The sequence below is a fragment of the Plantibacter sp. AC185 genome (assembly GCF_979258065.1).
In genome coordinates this window covers 3,822,766-3,839,925 of the sequence record NZ_OZ409831.1, presented here as the reverse complement: position 1 = coordinate 3,839,925, position 17,160 = coordinate 3,822,766, and the positions used below count along the sequence as shown (strand labels likewise).

Here is a 17,160-nt window from a genome sequence, read left to right as displayed (position 1 = left end):
CCCATGCTCAGATGAGCAGAGGCCGGTGCGCGGATGCGCATCGCCGCCCAGGATCCGTCAGGAGGTCTGGAACAGACCGGTCACCGACCGCGCGCCGCCAGATCGGCTTCGATCGTCGTCGGTCGGCCGGTGATCCGGCCGGCGATGGCGCACAGCGCGCCCGTGGCCAGCAGGAGCAGCAACGGGACGGTCCACGATCCGGTCACGGCGTGCAACAGGCTCACGACCAGGGGGCCGAGTGCACCGAGGGTGTAGCCGACGCTCTGCACGAAGCCGCTCAGGGCGACCGCGCCCTCGTGGGTCGCCGTCCGCAGGTTGATGAGCACGAGGGCGAGCGGGAACAGCAGCGGGCCGAGCCCGGCCAGCAGCACCCACAGCCACGTGAGCGTCGCCGGCCACAGGAGCAGCCCGAGATAGCCGAGCACGAAGCACGCGCTCGCGACGTAGACGAGGACGGCGACGTTCCGCAGCCTCGCGACGAGCATCGGGACGATCAAGCTCGCCGGGACACCCATCGCGGAGAAGAGCGAGAGCAGCAGGCCACCCTGGGCCGGGGTGACGCCGGCGACGTCACCGACGATGGTCGGGAGCCAGGTGAACATCGCGTAGGCGTTCAGCGACGAGGTGGCGAACACCGCCGCGATGGCCCACGCGATCGGCGAGCGGTGGACGAGGACGCGACCGGCGCGGGGCACCTCCTCGATCTCGGGGTCCGTCGCGGCGGCGGCCCGGGCGTCTCGACGCTCCCGGACGATGAGCGTGATCCAGGGCAGCACGGCGAGCATGGCGACGATGGACCACACCCCGAGCGACACCTGCCACCCCGCCGCATCGGCGACCGGTACGGCGATCAGCGGCGGGATGAACGTGCTGACCGACAGGACCGTCGCATAGAGGGAGGTGACGAGGCCGACGCGGTCGGGGAAGTACTTCTTGACCAGCGGTGGGAGCACGACGTTGCCGATGCCGATCCCGGCGAAGCAGAGCGCACTCCCGATCGCGAGGACGGCGAAGTCGGGGGCGAGCGAGCGCATGAGGTGCCCGGCCACGATCGACCCGAGTGCGATGAGCAGCACCGGCTCGAGGTGCAGCCGACGCACGAGTCGCGGGGTGAAGACGCCGAAGAGGGCGAAGCACAGTGGCGGCAGCATCCCGAGGAGCCCCAGCCCGACCGACCCCACGCCGATGTCGCCGTCGATCTCGGCGAAGATCGGCGACAGCGAGGTGACGGCCGTGCGGAGGTTCGCCGCGACCAGCACGATACCGACGAGCGCGAGGGCCCTCCCCCGCCACAGGGGCGGGGTTTCGGGAGTCACGCGCCCCAGTTCGGCGACGGCGCCACGACACGCTCGATCGGTGCGGCGTCCGAACCGATCACGCCGACCGCCCAGGACCGGGATTCGACTCCCGGCTCGTCCCCCACCGGCGGGATGGGCGTGACGTCGGCCCGGATGAACACCCCTGGCGTACCGTCAGGCAGGGTGTAGCGCTGGACATCCTCCGGTGCGGCTCCCTCGGCACCCGAGACCTCCGCAGCCACGGCTTCGGTGTCGTCGCCCACAGCGTAGCCACCGACCACCTCGATCCGGACACCCGACTCCTCGGCGGACTCGACGAACACGACCGTCGCAGGGGTGTACGGCTCGCTCTGCTCGACGTCGCTCTCGACGACGGCCAGGCCACCCCAGGTGTAGCGGGTGCCGGGTGGGGTCTCGTTCCCAGCGGGATCGGCTGAGACGACGGGGTCTGCGCCGAACGCGGCCGTGAGGGCTGCAACGAGCGATGCGGCGGGGTCGAAGTAGCGCGCAGAGGCGATCAGCGTGTCGTCCTCCGCGACGACCTCCACGGTCTCCGCGCCGATCACGACGCGCGAGGCCACCGGCGCGGGTGCCGCCGTGGGTGTGGACGACGTTGCGGTCGTCGTCGGGCTGGCACTCGGCGCAGCCGCTTGCGGCGCACAGCCGACGAGGAGCAGGAGACCCGCGACGAGCGCAGGCAGGACACGAAGACGTGAGTACATGGTTGGATTCCCCCGGGTGATGTGGCCCGAACGGGCGTTCACCAGCCTATCGATCGGCACGTTCATGCGCGTCGGAGACACCCCGAGACGCGGCGCGTCGGCTAGGACAGCATGCGGCGCGCGCGCTCGACGTCGTCGGTCATCTGCACGATGAGCGGCTCGATCCCGGTGAACGCGACCATGCCGCGGATGCGCTCGACGAACTGCACCTCGACCTCGTCGTCGTAGAGGTCGAGATCGGTCTCGTCGAGGACGTAGGCCTCGACCTGCTTCTGCGGGACGCCGTCGAAGGTCGGGTTGTTCCCGACCGAGATCGCCGCCGGATACCGACGTCCTCGCCAGAACAGCCAACCCGCGTACACGCCGTCCGCGGGGATGAGACCCTGCGAATCGGGAGACAGGTTGGCGGTCGGGAAGCCGAGTTCCCGGCCACGCTTGGCACCGTGGACGACGACGCCCCGCACACCGGGCGGACGACCGAGGAGTCGCGACGCCTCGCGGACGTCACCCTCCTCAAGGAGTTCGCGGATCCAGGTGGACGACACCCGCCGCCCGCCGCCGGGACGGACGTCGTCGACGACGCGCACGGAGAACCCGTAGACCTCACCGAACGACTCCAGCGTGGCGACCGTGCCGAGGCCGCGATGGCCGAAGCGGAAGTCCTCGCCGACGAGCACCGTCCTGGCGTGCAATGCTCCGACGAGGATCGAGGTGACGAACTCCTCGGGCGTGAGCTGGGCCAGTGTCTGGTCGAAGCGCAGCAGCAAGGCGGCGTCGACCCCGGCGGCCGCCAGGAGACCGAGCTTCTGCTCGTTGCTCACGAGCGACGCCGGGCAGCGGTCGGGGTTGATGAGACTCAGCGGATTGCGGTCGAAGGTGACGGCGACGGAGCTGAGGCCGGCGGCCGAAGCCTCCTCGAGGAGCGCGGCGACGACGGCGCGGTGACCCGTGTGGACGCCGTCGAACTTGCCGATGGTGACGGCCGACGGTCCGAAGGCGTCGGGGACCTGGTCGAGCTCGGTGAACGTGATCATTTGCCGGTACGCCGATGTCCGGCCAACCACCACAGTCCGAGGACCGGGAGGACGAGCGGGATGAAGACGTACCCGCGACCGAAGACGGACCAGACCGTGTCGTGGGGGAAGAGCTCGGGATCGAGCAGGCTCAGCAAGCCGACGATCAGGACCCCGGCGAGCTCGAAGGAGATCGTGGCCCATGCGATCCGCCGCCAGACGGCGCCTGGAGCGACGAGCGAGACGGTCGCCAGGATGTACACCACCGCGGCGACGGCCGAGAGCACGTAAGCCAGGGGCGCCTGGTCGAACTTGGTCGTGATCTGCACCACGGACCGGCCGGTGGCGGCGAGCGCCAGGATGCCGTAGACGGCGACGAGCACGACCCCGACACCACGGACGCGTGGACGGGCTGGAGCGGTGGTGGGGAGAGGCATGACCCGACGATTCTATGCGACGCAGGCCCTCGCCCAGGCACTTCGCGACGGTCACGCGGGCTGCGGCGCCCTCGCCCTCCACCGTCGTCGATGCGCCGACGGTCAGCCGAGCTGGACGGTCCAGATCTGCTCCATGCGGTAGAGCATCACCGCGATCGCGAGACAGACGACGCCGAGGACGACCGTCGACCATCGGGTGCGGTCGACGAGCGCCCAGAACCCGCCGGCGATCGGCAGGATCATCGCGGAGACGAGGTAGGTGTAGAACTCGGGCACACTCCCCGTGGCGGTGTTCCCGAACGCGGGTGCGGCGATCGCCACCACCAGCTGCACGATGAGGAGGACCTCGACGAGTGCTGTCGCCCCCATCGTCAGGTCGTTCGGCGCGCGCCCGGCGAATCCGAGCACGATGCAGAGGAGCCCGGCCACGACCGCGACCGCGATCTGCGCGAGGGTGAACCACTCGATCATGCCGGTTCCTCCGCCGGGAAGTTCACGACCGACTTGAGCGAGCCGCCTCGGCGCTCCACGAGCCCCACCAGTCGCCCGTCCGGAGCGATGGCGGCGATCGGACCGGTGTGGCCGGCCGGCAGATCGCGTTCGAGCCGCTTCCCATGGCCGAGGTCGACCGCCTCCTGCTCCGTGAGCTCGAGGGCACCGAGCAGGCGCTTCGCGACGTCGGCCGGGTGCAACAGCGCCGTCTCAACGTCGAGGTCGTCGATCGTCGACGCGTCTGTGACGTCGAAGGGTCCGATCCGGGTCCGGCGAAGCGCGGTGAGATGGCCGCCGACGCCGAGGGAAGCCCCCAGGTCGCGGGCGAGGGCACGGATGTAGGTGCCGGAGGAGCAGACGACCCGGACGTCGACGTCGACGGCCGCACCATCCCGACGGATGGCCAGCACGTCGAACGCACTGACGGTGACCGCACGGGACTTCAGCTCCACCTCGATCCCCTCGCGGGCCAGGGCGTAGGCGCGCTTCCCGCCCACCTTGATGGCGCTCACCGTGCTCGGCACCTGCTCGATGTCGCCCGTCAGCGGACGGATCGCGGCGATGATCGCATCGTCGTCCACCGCTGCCACCGCGGCCTGGTCGGCGCGCTCGGTGACCTCACCTTCGGCGTCGTCGGTGGAGGTCGCCTCGCCGAGGCGGATGGTCGCCGTGTACTCCTTGTCGAGACCGACGATGAACGTCAGCAGTCGGGTCGACGAGCGCGTGCCCAACACGAGCAGCCCGGTGGCCATGGGATCGAGCGTTCCCGCATGCCCCACCTTGCGCGTGCCGGCGAGCCGTCGCACCCGGGCGACCGCGTCGTGGGAGGTGTGCCCCTGCGGTTTGTCGATGAGGAGGATACCGGGACGGGCGGACGCCGACCCGGGTGCTGCTGTGCTGTTCTCGACCACCTTGCAACGGTACCAGCGGCGGTCGGCACCGCCGGGCGGCCGGAGCACCCCTGGGCGGCGGCGCTCAGCAGAAGTCGGCGAAGATCCGCCGTGGGTGCCGCTCGTCCGTGTTGTCCACGAGGGCGGTCGCCCGCGCGGTCGGGTCGTCGTCCTTCCGGTAGAGCGCCTGCCCGCCCACGTAGCGCGCGTTGGACGGCGCCGTCGGGTCGGCGTCGACGCCGAGGCGCTCGTGCAGCCGCTCGTAGGCCGTCGCCATCGGGACGTCGAGCCAGACCGACGCATGCCAGAGGCCGCGGAGCTCGGGACGGTTCAGGAAGACGCCGTCGACGATGAGGACGGCGTCCTGCGGGCCGGTCGTCCAACGCAAGGGAGCGCCGACGTCGCGCTGCTCGTCGAACCCGACGAGTTGGAAGCCGGCGCTGCCCGCCAGGCGGAAGGGCTCGACGAGCACCCGGCGGAACAGCGAATAGTCGAACGAGTCGAGCCAGTAGCCCTCGGCCGAGTCCCGCCCCCGCGCGTACCGTTCCTCGCGAGGACGGTGGAAGTCGTCGATCGAGGCACGGAACACCGCGCGTCCGGCCTCGTCGAACACCTCGGCCAGTCCGTCGGCGAACGCCGCCGTGCCTGAGCCGCTGACGCCGTCCACCGCGATGAGGGTGCGGCCTCGTGGGTAGTCCCGCTGGAACTGGTCTCGCAGCTGCCGGAGCAACTCGATCCGTGGTGTCGTGACGAGCTTCATGGCGCCGAGCCTACCCGCGCGGATCGTAGGCTGGTGCGGTGCCGCCCGAACCCTCCGACCTCGCCCCGCTCGTGACGGGATGGTTCCGCACCGACGCGCGCGACCTCCCGTGGCGACGCCCGGGGTTCCCCGCCTGGGGCACGCTCGTGTCGGAGTTCATGCTCCAGCAGACGCAGGTCAGCCGGGTGATCCCGCGGCTCGAGGAGTGGCTCGAGCGCTGGCCGACGCCCGCCGACCTGGCGGCCGAACCACCGGCAGAAGCCGTCCGTGCCTGGGGCAGGCTCGGCTATCCGCGCCGAGCGCTCTGGCTCCATGCGGCGGCCACCCAGATCGCCGAACGGCACGACGGCATCGTCCCGTCGGACGTGGATCAGCTCTTGGCGCTCACCGGCATCGGCGACTACACCGCCCGCGCCGTCGCCGTCTTCGCCTACGGGGACCGGCACCCGGTGGTGGACACGAACACCCGACGGGTCATCGCCCGAGCTGTCCGTGGCCAAGGCGAGCCCGGCCCACCGAACGCCAAGGCGGACCTCCCCGCCATGGAAGCGCTCCTGCCGGAGTCCCGCTCGGAGGCAGCCGTCTTCAACGCAGGGCTGATGGAGATCGGCGCGGTGGTCTGCACAGCTCGAGCTCCGCGGTGCGAGGAGTGTCCGCTCCGCGAGGTGTGCGCTTGGCGCGCGGCGGGATACCCGGCCTACGACGGACCGGTCAAGACGAAGCAGAAGCAGTTCGCGGGCAGCGACCGACAGGTCCGGGGCATCATCATGGCCGAGCTCCGCTCGACCCACCGCTCACTGACGGACGAGGAGCTCCGGGCGCTCTGGCCCGACCGCGAGCAGTTCGACCGCGCACTCGCCGGACTGGTCGCCGACCGCCTCGCGGTGCTCGTCGACGGCGGGTACGCCCTCCCCCACGACTGACCGGTCCCTGAGCCCTACCCGGTCTCTGAGCCTTATGCGGTCCCTCAGCCCGAACCGCCCCTGAGCCCAAACGGCCCCTCAACCCCAAACGGCCCCTCAGCCTCAAACGGCCCCTGAGCCTGTCGAAGGGCGCACTTCGACAAGCTCAGTGACCGAACGAAGGAATCCGCACTTCGACAAGCTCAGTGACCGAACGAAGGAATCCCCACGTCGACAGGCTCAGTGACCGGATGAAGGAATCCCGGTCCCTGAGCCTGTCGAAGGGCTGGTGCGAGGTGGCTAGTCCTCGGCGTCCACGTCGCGCGGCTTGACGTAGGGGTCCTCGTCGCCGGCGTAGGCGGCACCGGCGGCAAGCCCGGCCACCTCGGTGTCGCGGTTCTTCGCCTCGCGCAGCAGGTCTTCGATGTGCTGCGCGTTCTCCGGGATCGCGTCCAGGAAGAAGTCGAGGCTCGGGGTCAGCCGGGTGTTGATGTTGCGGCCGATCTCGGCACGCAGCAGGCCCTTCGCGGATTCGAGCGCAGCCGAGGTGTCGGCGCGTTCCTCGTCGGAGCCGTACACCGTGTAGAACACGTTCGCGTGCTGGAGGTCGCCGGTCACCTGTACGTCGGTGATCGTCACGAAGCCGAGCCGCGGGTCGCGGATGCCCTTGTCGAGCCGTTTGGCGATGACTTCCTTGATGCGGTCCGCCAACTTGCGGGCCCTGGGGTTCTCTGCCATCTCGTCCTCCTCTGATGACCGTCGGGCGGAGGGCCGCCCGACGGATGCTGCACACACAATACAAGCAGGAATCCCCGCCGCCCTCCCGGAGGAGGACGACGGGGACCGGCCGAGCGGACTAGCCGCGCGGCTTCTCCTTCATTTCGATCGTCTCGATCTCGTCACCGATCTGGATGTCGTTGAACTTGCCGAGACCGATACCGGCCTCGAAGTCCGTACGCACCTCGGTGACGTCGTCCTTGAACCGACGCAGCGATTCGATCGCCAGGCTGTCGCCGACCACGACGCCGTCGCGGATGACCCGCGCCTTGGCGTTCCTCGTGATCGTGCCCGAGCGGACGATGACACCCGCGATGTTGCCGAACTTGGAGGAACGGAACACCTCGCGGATCTCGGCGACACCGGACTGGACCTCTTCGTACTCGGGCTTGAGCATGCCGGTGAGGCTCTGCTCGACGTCCTCGAGTGCGTTGTAGATGACCGAGTAGAACCGGACGTCCACACCCTCACGGGCCGCACGCTCGCGGGCCTTCGGGTCGGGGCGCACGTTGAACCCGATGATGATCGCGTTGTCGATCGTGGCGAGGTTGACGTCGGACTCGGTGACCGCACCGACACCGCGGTGGATGATCCGCAGCTGGACGCTGTCGTCGACGTCGATCTTGAGCAGCGACTCCTCGAGTGCCTCGACGGCACCGGAGACGTCACCCTTGATGATGAGGTTGAGCGACTCGACCTTGCCCTCTTCGAGTGCACGGGTGAAGTCCTCGAGCGAGATGCGCTTGCGAGCCTTGGCCAGAGCGGCGTTGCGCTCCGCGGCTTCACGCTTCTCGGCGATCTGACGCGCGGTGCGGTCCTCCTCGGTGACGAGGAAGGTGTCGCCGGCCCGAGGAACACTCGAGAGGCCCTGCACCTGGACGGGACGCGAGGGACCCGCCTCGGCGACGGTGTCGCCGTTCTCGTCGACCATCGCACGGACGCGGCCGTAGGCCGTACCGGCGACGATCGCGTCACCGACGCGGAGCGTACCCGACTGGATGAGGACGGTCGCGACGGAACCGCGGCCCTTGTCGAGCTTGGCCTCGATGGCCACACCGCGTGCATCCTTGTTCGGGTTGGCGCGCAGGTCGAGACCGGCGTCCGCGGTGAGCAGCACGGCGTCGAGGAGGTCCTTGATGCCGGTGCCGGCACGAGCCGAGACGTCGACGAACATGACGTCTCCGCCGTACTCCTCGGCGACGAGGCCGTACTCGGTCAGCTGCTGGCGCACCTTGGCCGGGTTGGCGTCGGGCTTGTCCACCTTGTTGACCGCGACGACGATCGGCACGTTGGCCGCCTGCGCGTGGTTCAAGGCCTCCACCGTCTGCGGCATGATGCCGTCGTCGGCCGCGACCACGAGGATCGCGATGTCGGTGACCTGCGCACCACGAGCACGCATTGCGGTGAACGCCTCGTGACCCGGGGTGTCGATGAAGGTGATCGGACGCTCGATGCCCTCGTGCTCCGCGACGACCTGGTACGCACCGATGTGCTGCGTGATGCCACCGGCCTCGCCGGCGACGACGTTCGCGTTGCGGATGGCGTCGAGGAGGCGCGTCTTACCGTGGTCGACGTGACCCATGACGGTGACCACGGGAGGACGGATGGCGAGGTCCTCGTCGGACTCGTCCTCCAGCTCCTGGTCGAGGTCGATGTCGAAGCCCTCGAGGAGCTCCCGGTCCTCGTCCTCGGGCGAGACCATCTGGATCTTGTAGCCGAGCTCGGAACCGAGCACGTCGAAGGTCGCCTCGTCGAGGGACTCCGTCGCCGTCGCCATCTCACCGAGGTGGAACAGCACGGTGACGAGGTTGCCGGGGCTGGCGTCGATCTTGTCGGCGAAGTCCGAGATGGACGCGCCACGACGCAGACGGATGATGGTGTTGCCGTCGCCGCGGGGGACGCTCACGCCGCCGAGCGACGGGGCTTCCCGCAGCTCGAATTCGGCCCTCTTCGTCCGCTTCGACTTACGTGCCTTGCTCTTGCCGCCACCGCGACCGAAGGCACCTGCGGTACCACCGCCGGGTCCGCGACCACGACCGCCGCCGCCACCAGGGCGACCCGCGAATCCACCGGCTGGTGCACCACCGGGGGCACCACCGGGACGGAAGCCGCCACCGGCGCCACCGGGACGGAAGCCGCCGCCACCGGCGGGACGACCTGCGCCACCCGGACGACCGGGGCCACCGGGACGCTGACCCTGCCCGACGCCCGGACGGGGCGAGCCGGGGCGCGGAGCCTGCGGACGCGGGATGTTGCTGGGGTTCGGACGCTGACCCATGCCCTGAGCCGCTGCGAACGGGTTGTTCCCCGGACGCGGCGTGCCGGTCGGGCGCTGGCCCATGCCCTGCGAGGACGCGAACGGGTTGTTCCCCGGACGCGGAGCACCGGGACGGGGGCCGCCCGGCTTCGCGGCGTCGCCGGAGGGCGAGTCGCCGGCGGTCGGAGACGCGGGTGCGGACGGTGCCGCCGGAGCAGCGGCTGCGGGTGCCTCCGCCGCAGGGGCGGGGGCGGCCGGAGCCTTCGGGCCTGGGGCGGCCTGCTTCGGTGCGGGCGCAGCGGGCGCCTCGGCCTTGGGGGCGGGTGCCGCGGGGGCCGGAGCCTTGGGTGCGGCGGGACCCGGGGTCGGAGCGCCGGGCGTGGCCGGTCGCTTCGCCGGGGCGGCGGGGGCGGCTGACGCCTTCGCGCCCTCGGCCTCGAGGGCGGCGCGCAGCTTGCGGGCCACCGGTGGTTCGATACTGGAAGACGGTCCCTTGACGAACTCGCCCAATTCCTTGAGCTTCGCCATGGCGATCTTGCTGTCTACTCCGAGTTCGGATGCGATCTCGTGTACACGTGGTTTTGCAGCCACAATTCTCCTGTCTGAGCTTGCACCCAGGCAGGGGCAAGCGTTAGTGGTGGACGGTGCTCATTTCGAGCCGCTCATGAGTTGTCCATTAGCCGTTCAGCCTGTTCTCTCGGAATGCCGCACCCGGGTGGGGCGGCAGCAGGATGGAGGCCCGGGATCCGGGCCTGATACCTGCGGTGGGAAGCACGGTGTGCGCCGGAGCGCTCTCGCGTGCACTCACCATCGTACACCCCGACCCTGGGTGCGGGCTCACCACCGGATCGTGAGCGGGTCGTTCCAGCCCGACGACGTCATTCAGCCGTCGGCGCGGCCGGTTCCGTCGACACGAAGGCCTGGACCGCCGACGCGTCGGGTCCCGCACTCAATCTGAGCGCCCTCGTGAACGCCCGACGCTGCACCGCCTGGTCGACGCACGCCGACGTCGGGTGCACCCAGGATCCGCGACCCGGCAGGCGCGCCGCGGCGTCTGGGATGAGCGCCCCCTCGACCGCGACGACGCGCAGCAGTGCCGAGCGCGGCTCGCGACGGCGACAGCCGACGCAGGTCCGCACCGGTTCCATCCGGCTCAGTCCGATTCGAGGATCGAGTCCGGCTGGATGTCGATCTTGGCGCCGGTGAGCTTGGCGGCGAGACGGGCGTTCTGCCCCTCCTTGCCGATCGCGAGCGACAGCTGGTAGTCCGGCACGAGCGCCCGGACGGCCTTGAGCGACTGGTCGATGACGTACGAGCTCGTGACCTTGGCCGGCGAGAGCGCGTTCGCGACGAACGTCGGCAGGTCGGGCGAGTAGTCGACGATGTCGATCTTCTCGGCCCCCAGCTCGTCGGTGACCGCACGGACACGACGCCCGAGCTCACCGATGCAGGCGCCCTTGGCGTTGATGCTCGGGTCGTTCGCCTTCACCGCGATCTTGGTCCGGTGTCCGGCCTCGCGAGCGAGCGAGACGATCTCGACGATGCCGGATGCGATCTCCGGGACCTCCAAGGCGAACAGCTTCCGTACGAGTCCGGGGTGGGTGCGCGAGACGGTGATCTGCGGACCCTTGAGGCCCTTCGTCACGCTCGTCACGTACACGCGGATGCGCGCACCGTGCGGGTACTCCTCACCGGCCACCTGCTCCTCGGGCGGAAGGATCGCCTCGATGGTGCCGAGGTCGACGTGGATCATGCGCGGGTTCGGGCCCTGCTGGATGACGCCCGCGATGATGTCGCCCTCGCGACCCTTGAACTCACCGAGGACGGCGTCGTCCTGGATGTCGCGGAGCCGCTGGAAGATGACCTGCTTCGCGGCGAAGGCGGCGATGCGGCCGAAGTCGTCCGGCGTGCTCTCGGCCTCACCGATCAGGACACCCTCGTCGTCGAACTCGGGCACGAACACCCCGACGTGGCCGGTCTTGCGGTCGAGCTGGACCCGCGCTGCCGGGACGTCGCCGCGCGCGGTGGTGTCGGTACCCTCGGTGCTCTTCAGGTACGCACTCAGGATGGCCTGCTCGATGATCACGACGAGCTCCTCGAACGGGATCTCCTTCTCGCGTTCGATCGACTTCAACAAACCGAGATCGATGTCCATCGATGGCCTCCTCTATTCAACTGGTGGTGCCGCGGCAAGACGTGCAGCGGCACGACGGGCATGCTGCTGCCGTGCTGCCGAACCCGTCTGTCTACGGTACCGGATGCCGAGGGGTACGTCATCCACCCAGCTGGGAAGCCCCCGCGCGTCCTCGAGGGTCCCGCTCCCGGCTCGACCGCGTCTCGGGGCGGGTGACATGATTGGCCAATGGTCTTGGGCGAGCTGCGGAACGTCATGCGGAGCACGAGGGTGAGGATCCTCGTTGCGATCCTGCTCGCGACGACGCTCGCGATGACGCTCGTGGGCGTCTCCACCTACACGCTCGGCCGGCAGCAGACCCTCGCGACCATCGACGCCCGCCTGGAGCACAGCGCCGAGCTCATCGCCTTCATGGTGGTCGGTTCAGGCGACTCCGCCGACGCCCCGGCGACGAGCGACGCGGCCGTCGACGCGGTGATGCGACGCTGGATCTTCGCCGAGGACGAGACCGCCATCGGTGTGCGCGCCGACGGCTCGACGGTCGCGCCCAGCGCCCCGTCCGCCTTCCGCCTGGACGACGACCCGCAGCTGCTCGACACCATCACGGCCCGGTCGTCCCGCGGCGTCGTCACGGGCGAGGCCACCGGTGACCGCACCGTGCGGTACGCGATCATCCCGGTGCAGGTCGTCGGCGACCCGAGTGTGGCCCACGTCGTCATCGCCACCGACGTGCACGCGGCACTCGCGGAGTCCCGAGGCATCCTCGCCGTCGAGATCGTGGTCGCCGTGGTGTGCCTGCTCCTGCTCGGCCTCGTCGGCTGGCAGCTCGCGGGCGGACTGCTTCACCCCATCCGGCTGCTGCGGGACGCCGCGGCCCGCATCACCGAGTCGGACCTCGACGAGCGGATCCCGGTCGTCGGTCGCGACGACGTCTCGGAGCTCACCACGACCGTGAACGGCATGCTGGACCGGCTCGACGAGGCCTTCACCAGTCAACGCCAGCTGCTCGACGACGTGGGCCACGAGCTGAAGACGCCGCTGACGATCGTGCGCGGACACCTCGAGCTCCTCGATCCGTCCGACCCCGCGGAGGTGGCCGCCACCCGGGACCTCGCCCTCGACGAACTCGACCGGATGAGCTCCCTCGTCGCCGACATCACGGAGCTCTCGACGGCCGGACTCGCGTCGACCCTCGACCGGGAGCCGGTCGACATCGAGGCGTTCACGGCCTCGGTCCACGAGAAGGCCACGGCGATCTCGCCCGAACACGAGTGGACCCTGGGCGAGCAGGCCGCACTCACCGCGGACGTCGACGCCGGGCGACTGGCCCAGGCCTGGCTGCAGCTCGCGGACAACGCCGCGAAGTACTCCCCGGCCGGGTCGACGATCGTGATCTCGAGCCGGTTCGACGAGTCGGACGACCCGGCGCTCGTGCTCTCCGTCGCCGACGACGGGCCCGGGGTGCCGGAGGCGCTCCGCGAACGCATCTTCGACCGGTTCACCCGGGTGAGCGGTGGACGGGGTGTCGCAGGCTCCGGCCTCGGCCTGTCGATCGTGCAGGCGATCGCCGCGGCACACGGCGGGTGGGCCGAGGTCGAGGACACGCAGCAGGCCGGCTCCCTCTTCAGCATCCGACTGCCGCTCGCGGTGGCGGACGACGACGAGGGGTCCGACGCGGACCTCGACCTCGACCCGGACGAGACCGCGGCGATCCCACGCAGCGCGATGGCCCAGGCGATCGCGCTGCGAGAGGCGCAGGCGGCTCAGGAAGCCGCCGAGGCGCAGACGACCGCGGCGATGCAGGCCGGACCGACACCCGGCGATGCACGCCCCGCGATCGACGCACCACCACGCTCGCGAGCACCGTCCCCTGAGGACGACTTCCCGGACCTCGTCGACACCTCGGCTCGGCGGAGTGCGCCGGAGGACCACGCATGAGCCGGATCCTGGTCGCCGAGGACGAGACGCGGATCTCCGCGTTCGTGAGCAAGGGCCTGCGTGCCGCCGGACACACGGCGGACGTGACGGTCGACGGCTCGCAGGTCGTCGAGCTGGCGGAGAGCGGCGACTTCGACCTGCTCGTCCTCGACATCGGACTCCCCGGCGTCGACGGCTTCGAGGTGCTCAGACGGCTCCGCGACGACGGCAGCGAGCTCCCCGTCATCATCCTGACCGCCCGCGATTCCGCGCGAGACCTCGTGGCGGGCCTCGACGGCGGGGCGAACGACTACATGTCGAAGCCCTTCCGGTTCGAGGAGCTCCTGGCCAGGATCCGCCGACGCCTGGCCGAGCGGGCTCCGGCGTCGACCACCGCCGTCCAGGAACGGCTGTCGGTCGGTCATCTGGAGCTCGAGCTGCGCGAACGGCGCGTCCTCGTCGACGGTGTGCCGGTCGAGCTGTCCACCCGCGAGTTCGCCCTGGCCGAGGAGTTCTTCCGCCACCCGGACCAGATCCTCAGCCGGGAGGAACTCCTCAGCCGGGTCTGGGGCTACGACTTCGATCCCGGTTCGAACGTCGTCGACGTCTACGTGCGGTATCTCCGGAACAAGATCGGCAAGGACGCCATCGCGACGGTCCGCGGAGCCGGCTACCGCCTCAGCACGAGAGCGCAGTAGCGGCCGTCATTCCCCGCGGATGGCGACGGTTACTGCGCTCTCGCGCGCGGCTGTGGACAACGCTGGGGCAGGATTCCGCCGGCTTGCGAAGGTATGGGGATGCGACCCCCTCGACCGTTGCCCGCGCATCTCGTCGGCCGCGCGTTCACGACCGACAACGTCGGACTGCACGGCCAGTCGATCGGACGTCTGCGGGGGCGGGATCTCTCGGCCCCGCATCGCGGCGTGCGGACGGTCGGCGTCGATCTCGACACCGTGCGCGGACGGTGTCGGGCGTACGAACCGCTCCTCGGACGCTCGCGGGTCTTCAGCCACGTCACCGCGGCCCTGCTCCTCGACCTGCCCCTCCCACCCCGGGTCGCCTCCGCGCCGGAGCTCCATGTCGGTGCACGCGACGGGACGACGCCTCCCCGAGCGCGTGGCATCGTCGGCCATCGCCTGGCTCCCGAGACCGTCGTCGCCTTCGCCCATGGGCACCCGGTGACCGCCGCACTCGACACCTGGCGTTCGCTCGCGGATGTCCTGCCACAGGAGGAACTCGTCGCCGTCGGGGACCGCATCGTGTCCGGCGTGCGGACGGGGACGGATCGGACCGATGTGCTCGCGTCCGTCGCCGATCTCCGGCAGGCGGCCCTCGAGCACCGAGGACGACGCGGAGCAGCTGCGCTCAGATGGGCCGCAGCACGCGTCAGGGCCGGCGTCGACTCCCGTCCCGAATCGCTCCTCCGCCTCGCGGTCGTCGAAGCAGGGCTTCCCGAGCCGCTCGTCGGACACCCCGTCGTCGTCGATCACGGGGGCTTGACGCTCCACCCGGACCTCGCGGACACCCGCGCGCGACTGTTGTACGAATACGAGGGCGACTTCCACCGGACCGAGCGCCACCGGTTCCGGGACGACATCCATCGGCGGGAACTGCTTGAAGATGCAGGGTGGCGGGTGATCCGCGTCAGTGCCGACGACCTCTTCGCCCGCCGACAGCAGTTCCTCAGGCGGATCCGGCACCTCCACGCAGCGAGAGCGCAGTAGCGGTCGTCATCCGGACGGGATGACGACCGTTCCTGCGCTCTCGTGGCTCAGAGGGCGAGGTCGGCGATCGCGACCCGGTCCTTCGTGCCGGCGGCCCGGTCCCAGAGCTCGACGAAGCCCTCGGTGGCCTCGCGACCGACGACCACCACGACGGGCACGCCGATCAGCTCGGCGTCGCCGAACTTGACGCCCGGGGACACCTTGCCGGTGCGGTCGTCATAGAGGACGTCCTTCCCGCTCGCCTCGAGCGAGGCCACGAGTTCCTCGGCCACCTCGAAGATCGCCGCGTCTCGTCCTGCTGCGACGACGTGCACGTCGAACGGGGCGACGGCCTTCGGCCAGATGAGGCCGCGCTCGTCGTTGTTGCCCTCGGCGATGATCGCGAGGATGCGGGTGATCCCGATGCCGTAGGAGCCCATGGTCACCGTGACGAGCTTGCCGTTCTCGTCGAGCACCTTCAGTCCGAGCGCCTCGGCGTACTTGCGACCGAGCTGGAAGACGTGTCCGATCTCCATGCCTCGAGCGAGCTCGACCGGTCCGGAGCCGTCGGGCGCGGGGTCGCCGACGCGGACCTCGGCCGCCTCGACGAAGCCGTCGGCGGTGAAGTCGCGCCCGGCGACGAGGCCGAAGACGTGCTGCTGATCGACGTTCGCGCCGGTGATCCACTCGGTGCCGTCGACGACCCGAGGGTCGAGGAAGTACCGGATCTCCGTTGCCGACTCCTCACCGAGGACGGGCCCCTGCGGGGACCACGGTCCGATGTAGCCCTTGACGAGCCCGGCGTTCGCGGCGAAGTCCGCTTCGGTCGCGGCCTCCACCTCCGCGGGGCTGAAGGCCACCTCGACGCGCTTGAGGTCGACGTCGCGGTCGCCCGGCAGGCCGATGACGACCAGCTCGCGTGTGCCGTCGAGGTGCCGCAGTGCCAGCACGACGTTCTTGAGGGTGTCGGCGGCCGTCCAGGCCCGTCCGTCGTCGCGCGGGTGCCGCTCGTTGGCGAGGTTGACGAGCGTCGAGATCGTCGGGGTGTTCGGCGAATCGAAGACCGTCGCGGGTGCCAGACCCTCGATGGGGCGGGCCTCCGGGACCTCGGTGGTGTAGGCCTCGACGTTGGCGGCGTACCCGCCGGCCGAACGCACGAAGGTGTCCTCACCGACCGCGGTGGGGTGCAGGAACTCCTCGCTCCGTGAACCGCCCATCGCGCCGGCGTCGGCCTGCACGATCTCGTACTCCAGGCCGAGCCGCGTGAAGATGCGCTCGTAGGCGTCGCGCTGCGCCTGGTAGCTCGCGTCGAGCCCGGCATCGGACACGTCGAACGAGTAGGCGTCCTTCATGGTGAACTCACGACCGCGCAGGAGGCCTGCCCGGGGACGGGCCTCGTCGCGGTACTTGTCCTGGATCTGATAGATCGACAGGGGCAGGTCCTTGTAGGAGGAGTACAGGTCTTTCACGAGCAGGGTGAAGACCTCCTCATGCGTCGGCGCCAGCAGGTAGTCGGCACCCTTGCGGTCGTGCAGGCGGAAGAGGGCGTCGCCGTACTCCTCCCACCGGCCGGTGACCTCGTAGGGCTCGCGCGGCAGGAGCGCGGGGAAGTGCACCTCGAACGCGCCGGCGTTCGCCATCTCCTCGCGGACGATGGCCTCGATCTTGTTCTTCACCCGCAACCCGAGCGGCAACCAGGCGAAGACACCCGGCGCCTGGCGTCGGATGTACCCCGCCCGCACCAGCAGGCGGTGACTCGTCACCTCCGCGTCGGAAGGGTCTTCACGGAGCGTACGGAGGAAGTAATTCGAAAGGCGCGTAACCACCTGTCCATGCTAGTCCGTCACACGCAGGCAGC

At 70.1% G+C, this 17,160-nt stretch carries 16 protein-coding genes; 4 read left to right on the top strand and 12 right to left on the bottom strand.

Annotation, left to right across the window (positions count from 1 at the left end; genetic code table 11):
• Window positions 1-80: 80 nt before the first annotated feature.
• From ACZZZB_RS17865 to ACZZZB_RS17835, 7 genes are all read right to left on the bottom strand, one after another.
• Complete coding sequence (locus ACZZZB_RS17865; RefSeq protein ID WP_079707148.1) at window positions 81-1,316, bottom strand: MFS transporter; 1,236 nt, start codon at window positions 1,314-1,316, stop codon at window positions 81-83.
• The gene (locus tag ACZZZB_RS17860; protein ID WP_463530393.1) at window positions 1,313-2,020 is read right to left on the bottom strand and encodes a hypothetical protein; all 708 of its coding nucleotides are present in this window, start codon (window positions 2,018-2,020) and stop codon (window positions 1,313-1,315) included. Before ACZZZB_RS17860 ends, ACZZZB_RS17865 begins: the two co-directional genes overlap by 4 nt.
• 101 nt (window positions 2,021-2,121) lie before the next feature.
• A complete protein-coding gene (locus ACZZZB_RS17855; protein WP_086473921.1) occupies window positions 2,122-3,054 on the bottom strand; it encodes a bifunctional riboflavin kinase/FAD synthetase in 933 nt (310 codons plus the stop codon).
• Window positions 3,051-3,470: a hypothetical protein gene (locus tag ACZZZB_RS17850; RefSeq protein ID WP_086473922.1), complete on the bottom strand. Its 420-nt coding sequence runs from the start codon at window positions 3,468-3,470 to the stop codon at window positions 3,051-3,053. Before ACZZZB_RS17850 ends, ACZZZB_RS17855 begins: the two co-directional genes overlap by 4 nt.
• A gap of 102 nt (window positions 3,471-3,572) precedes the next feature.
• The gene (locus ACZZZB_RS17845; protein WP_086473923.1) at window positions 3,573-3,941 is read right to left on the bottom strand and encodes a hypothetical protein; all 369 of its coding nucleotides are present in this window, start codon (window positions 3,939-3,941) and stop codon (window positions 3,573-3,575) included.
• Window positions 3,938-4,873, bottom strand: a complete 936-nt coding sequence (truB, locus tag ACZZZB_RS17840; RefSeq protein WP_463530392.1) for a tRNA pseudouridine(55) synthase TruB — start codon at window positions 4,871-4,873, stop codon at window positions 3,938-3,940. The genes ACZZZB_RS17845 and truB overlap by 4 nt, the downstream gene beginning before the upstream one ends.
• Before the next feature lie 64 nt (window positions 4,874-4,937).
• The gene (locus ACZZZB_RS17835) at window positions 4,938-5,612 is read right to left on the bottom strand and encodes a nucleoside/nucleotide kinase family protein (RefSeq protein WP_071262341.1); all 675 of its coding nucleotides are present in this window, start codon (window positions 5,610-5,612) and stop codon (window positions 4,938-4,940) included.
• A gap of 38 nt (window positions 5,613-5,650) precedes the next feature.
• On the opposite strand from ACZZZB_RS17835, the gene ACZZZB_RS17830 reads away from it, so the two are divergent.
• The gene (locus tag ACZZZB_RS17830) at window positions 5,651-6,535 is read left to right on the top strand and encodes an HhH-GPD family protein (RefSeq protein WP_229940190.1); all 885 of its coding nucleotides are present in this window, start codon (window positions 5,651-5,653) and stop codon (window positions 6,533-6,535) included.
• Between the two features lie 279 nt (window positions 6,536-6,814).
• Here ACZZZB_RS17830 and rbfA read toward each other — a convergent pair whose 3' ends face one another.
• From rbfA to nusA, 4 genes are all read right to left on the bottom strand, one after another.
• On the bottom strand, window positions 6,815-7,252 hold the full coding sequence (gene rbfA / locus ACZZZB_RS17825) for a 30S ribosome-binding factor RbfA (protein ID WP_079707157.1): 438 nt from the start codon (window positions 7,250-7,252) through the stop codon (window positions 6,815-6,817).
• 118 nt (window positions 7,253-7,370) lie between these two features.
• Complete coding sequence (gene infB / locus ACZZZB_RS17820) at window positions 7,371-10,139, bottom strand: translation initiation factor IF-2 (protein ID WP_463530391.1); 2,769 nt, start codon at window positions 10,137-10,139, stop codon at window positions 7,371-7,373.
• A gap of 287 nt (window positions 10,140-10,426) precedes the next feature.
• The gene (locus ACZZZB_RS17815; protein WP_086473927.1) at window positions 10,427-10,696 is read right to left on the bottom strand and encodes a YlxR family protein; all 270 of its coding nucleotides are present in this window, start codon (window positions 10,694-10,696) and stop codon (window positions 10,427-10,429) included.
• Window positions 10,697-10,701: 5 nt separating this feature from the next.
• On the bottom strand, window positions 10,702-11,703 hold the full coding sequence (gene nusA, locus ACZZZB_RS17810; RefSeq protein WP_079707160.1) for a transcription termination factor NusA: 1,002 nt from the start codon (window positions 11,701-11,703) through the stop codon (window positions 10,702-10,704).
• A gap of 249 nt (window positions 11,704-11,952) precedes the next feature.
• On the opposite strand from nusA, the gene ACZZZB_RS17805 reads away from it, so the two are divergent.
• The 3 genes from ACZZZB_RS17805 to ACZZZB_RS17795 all read left to right on the top strand — a co-directional run bounded on the left by ACZZZB_RS17805 (window position 11,953) and on the right by ACZZZB_RS17795 (window position 15,323).
• Entirely contained in the window at window positions 11,953-13,620 is a 1,668-nt protein-coding gene (locus ACZZZB_RS17805) for a sensor histidine kinase (RefSeq protein ID WP_463530390.1), read from the top strand.
• Complete coding sequence (locus tag ACZZZB_RS17800; protein WP_064295346.1) at window positions 13,617-14,297, top strand: response regulator transcription factor; 681 nt, start codon at window positions 13,617-13,619, stop codon at window positions 14,295-14,297. Before ACZZZB_RS17805 ends, ACZZZB_RS17800 begins: the two co-directional genes overlap by 4 nt.
• A 99-nt stretch (window positions 14,298-14,396) precedes the next feature.
• Complete coding sequence (locus ACZZZB_RS17795) at window positions 14,397-15,323, top strand: hypothetical protein (protein WP_463530389.1); 927 nt, start codon at window positions 14,397-14,399, stop codon at window positions 15,321-15,323.
• Between the two features lie 47 nt (window positions 15,324-15,370).
• Here the strand turns inward: ACZZZB_RS17795 and ACZZZB_RS17790 are convergent, their stop codons facing one another.
• On the bottom strand, window positions 15,371-17,128 hold the full coding sequence (locus ACZZZB_RS17790; protein WP_463530388.1) for a proline--tRNA ligase: 1,758 nt from the start codon (window positions 17,126-17,128) through the stop codon (window positions 15,371-15,373).
• Between the last annotated feature and the right edge of the window lie 32 nt (window positions 17,129-17,160).

What these genes read in the sequence shown, in the direction of transcription:
- ACZZZB_RS17860 (WP_463530393.1), bottom strand. Translation starts at nt 2,020, where the DNA reads ATGTACTCACGTCTTCGTGTCCTGCCTGCGCTCGTCGCGGGTCTCCTG.
- ACZZZB_RS17855 (WP_086473921.1), bottom strand. Translation starts at nt 3,054, where the DNA reads ATGATCACGTTCACCGAGCTCGACCAGGTCCCCGACGCCTTCGGACCG.
- ACZZZB_RS17850 (WP_086473922.1), bottom strand. Translation starts at nt 3,470, where the DNA reads ATGCCTCTCCCCACCACCGCTCCAGCCCGTCCACGCGTCCGTGGTGTC.
- ACZZZB_RS17845 (WP_086473923.1), bottom strand. Translation starts at nt 3,941, where the DNA reads ATGATCGAGTGGTTCACCCTCGCGCAGATCGCGGTCGCGGTCGTGGCC.
- ACZZZB_RS17835 (WP_071262341.1), bottom strand. Translation starts at nt 5,612, where the DNA reads ATGAAGCTCGTCACGACACCACGGATCGAGTTGCTCCGGCAGCTGCGA.
- rbfA (WP_079707157.1), bottom strand. Translation starts at nt 7,252, where the DNA reads ATGGCAGAGAACCCCAGGGCCCGCAAGTTGGCGGACCGCATCAAGGAA.
- ACZZZB_RS17815 (WP_086473927.1), bottom strand. Translation starts at nt 10,696, where the DNA reads ATGGAACCGGTGCGGACCTGCGTCGGCTGTCGCCGTCGCGAGCCGCGC.
- nusA (WP_079707160.1), bottom strand. Translation starts at nt 11,703, where the DNA reads ATGGACATCGATCTCGGTTTGTTGAAGTCGATCGAACGCGAGAAGGAG.
- ACZZZB_RS17800 (WP_064295346.1), top strand. Translation starts at nt 13,617, where the DNA reads ATGAGCCGGATCCTGGTCGCCGAGGACGAGACGCGGATCTCCGCGTTC.
- ACZZZB_RS17795 (WP_463530389.1), top strand. Translation starts at nt 14,397, where the DNA reads ATGCGACCCCCTCGACCGTTGCCCGCGCATCTCGTCGGCCGCGCGTTC.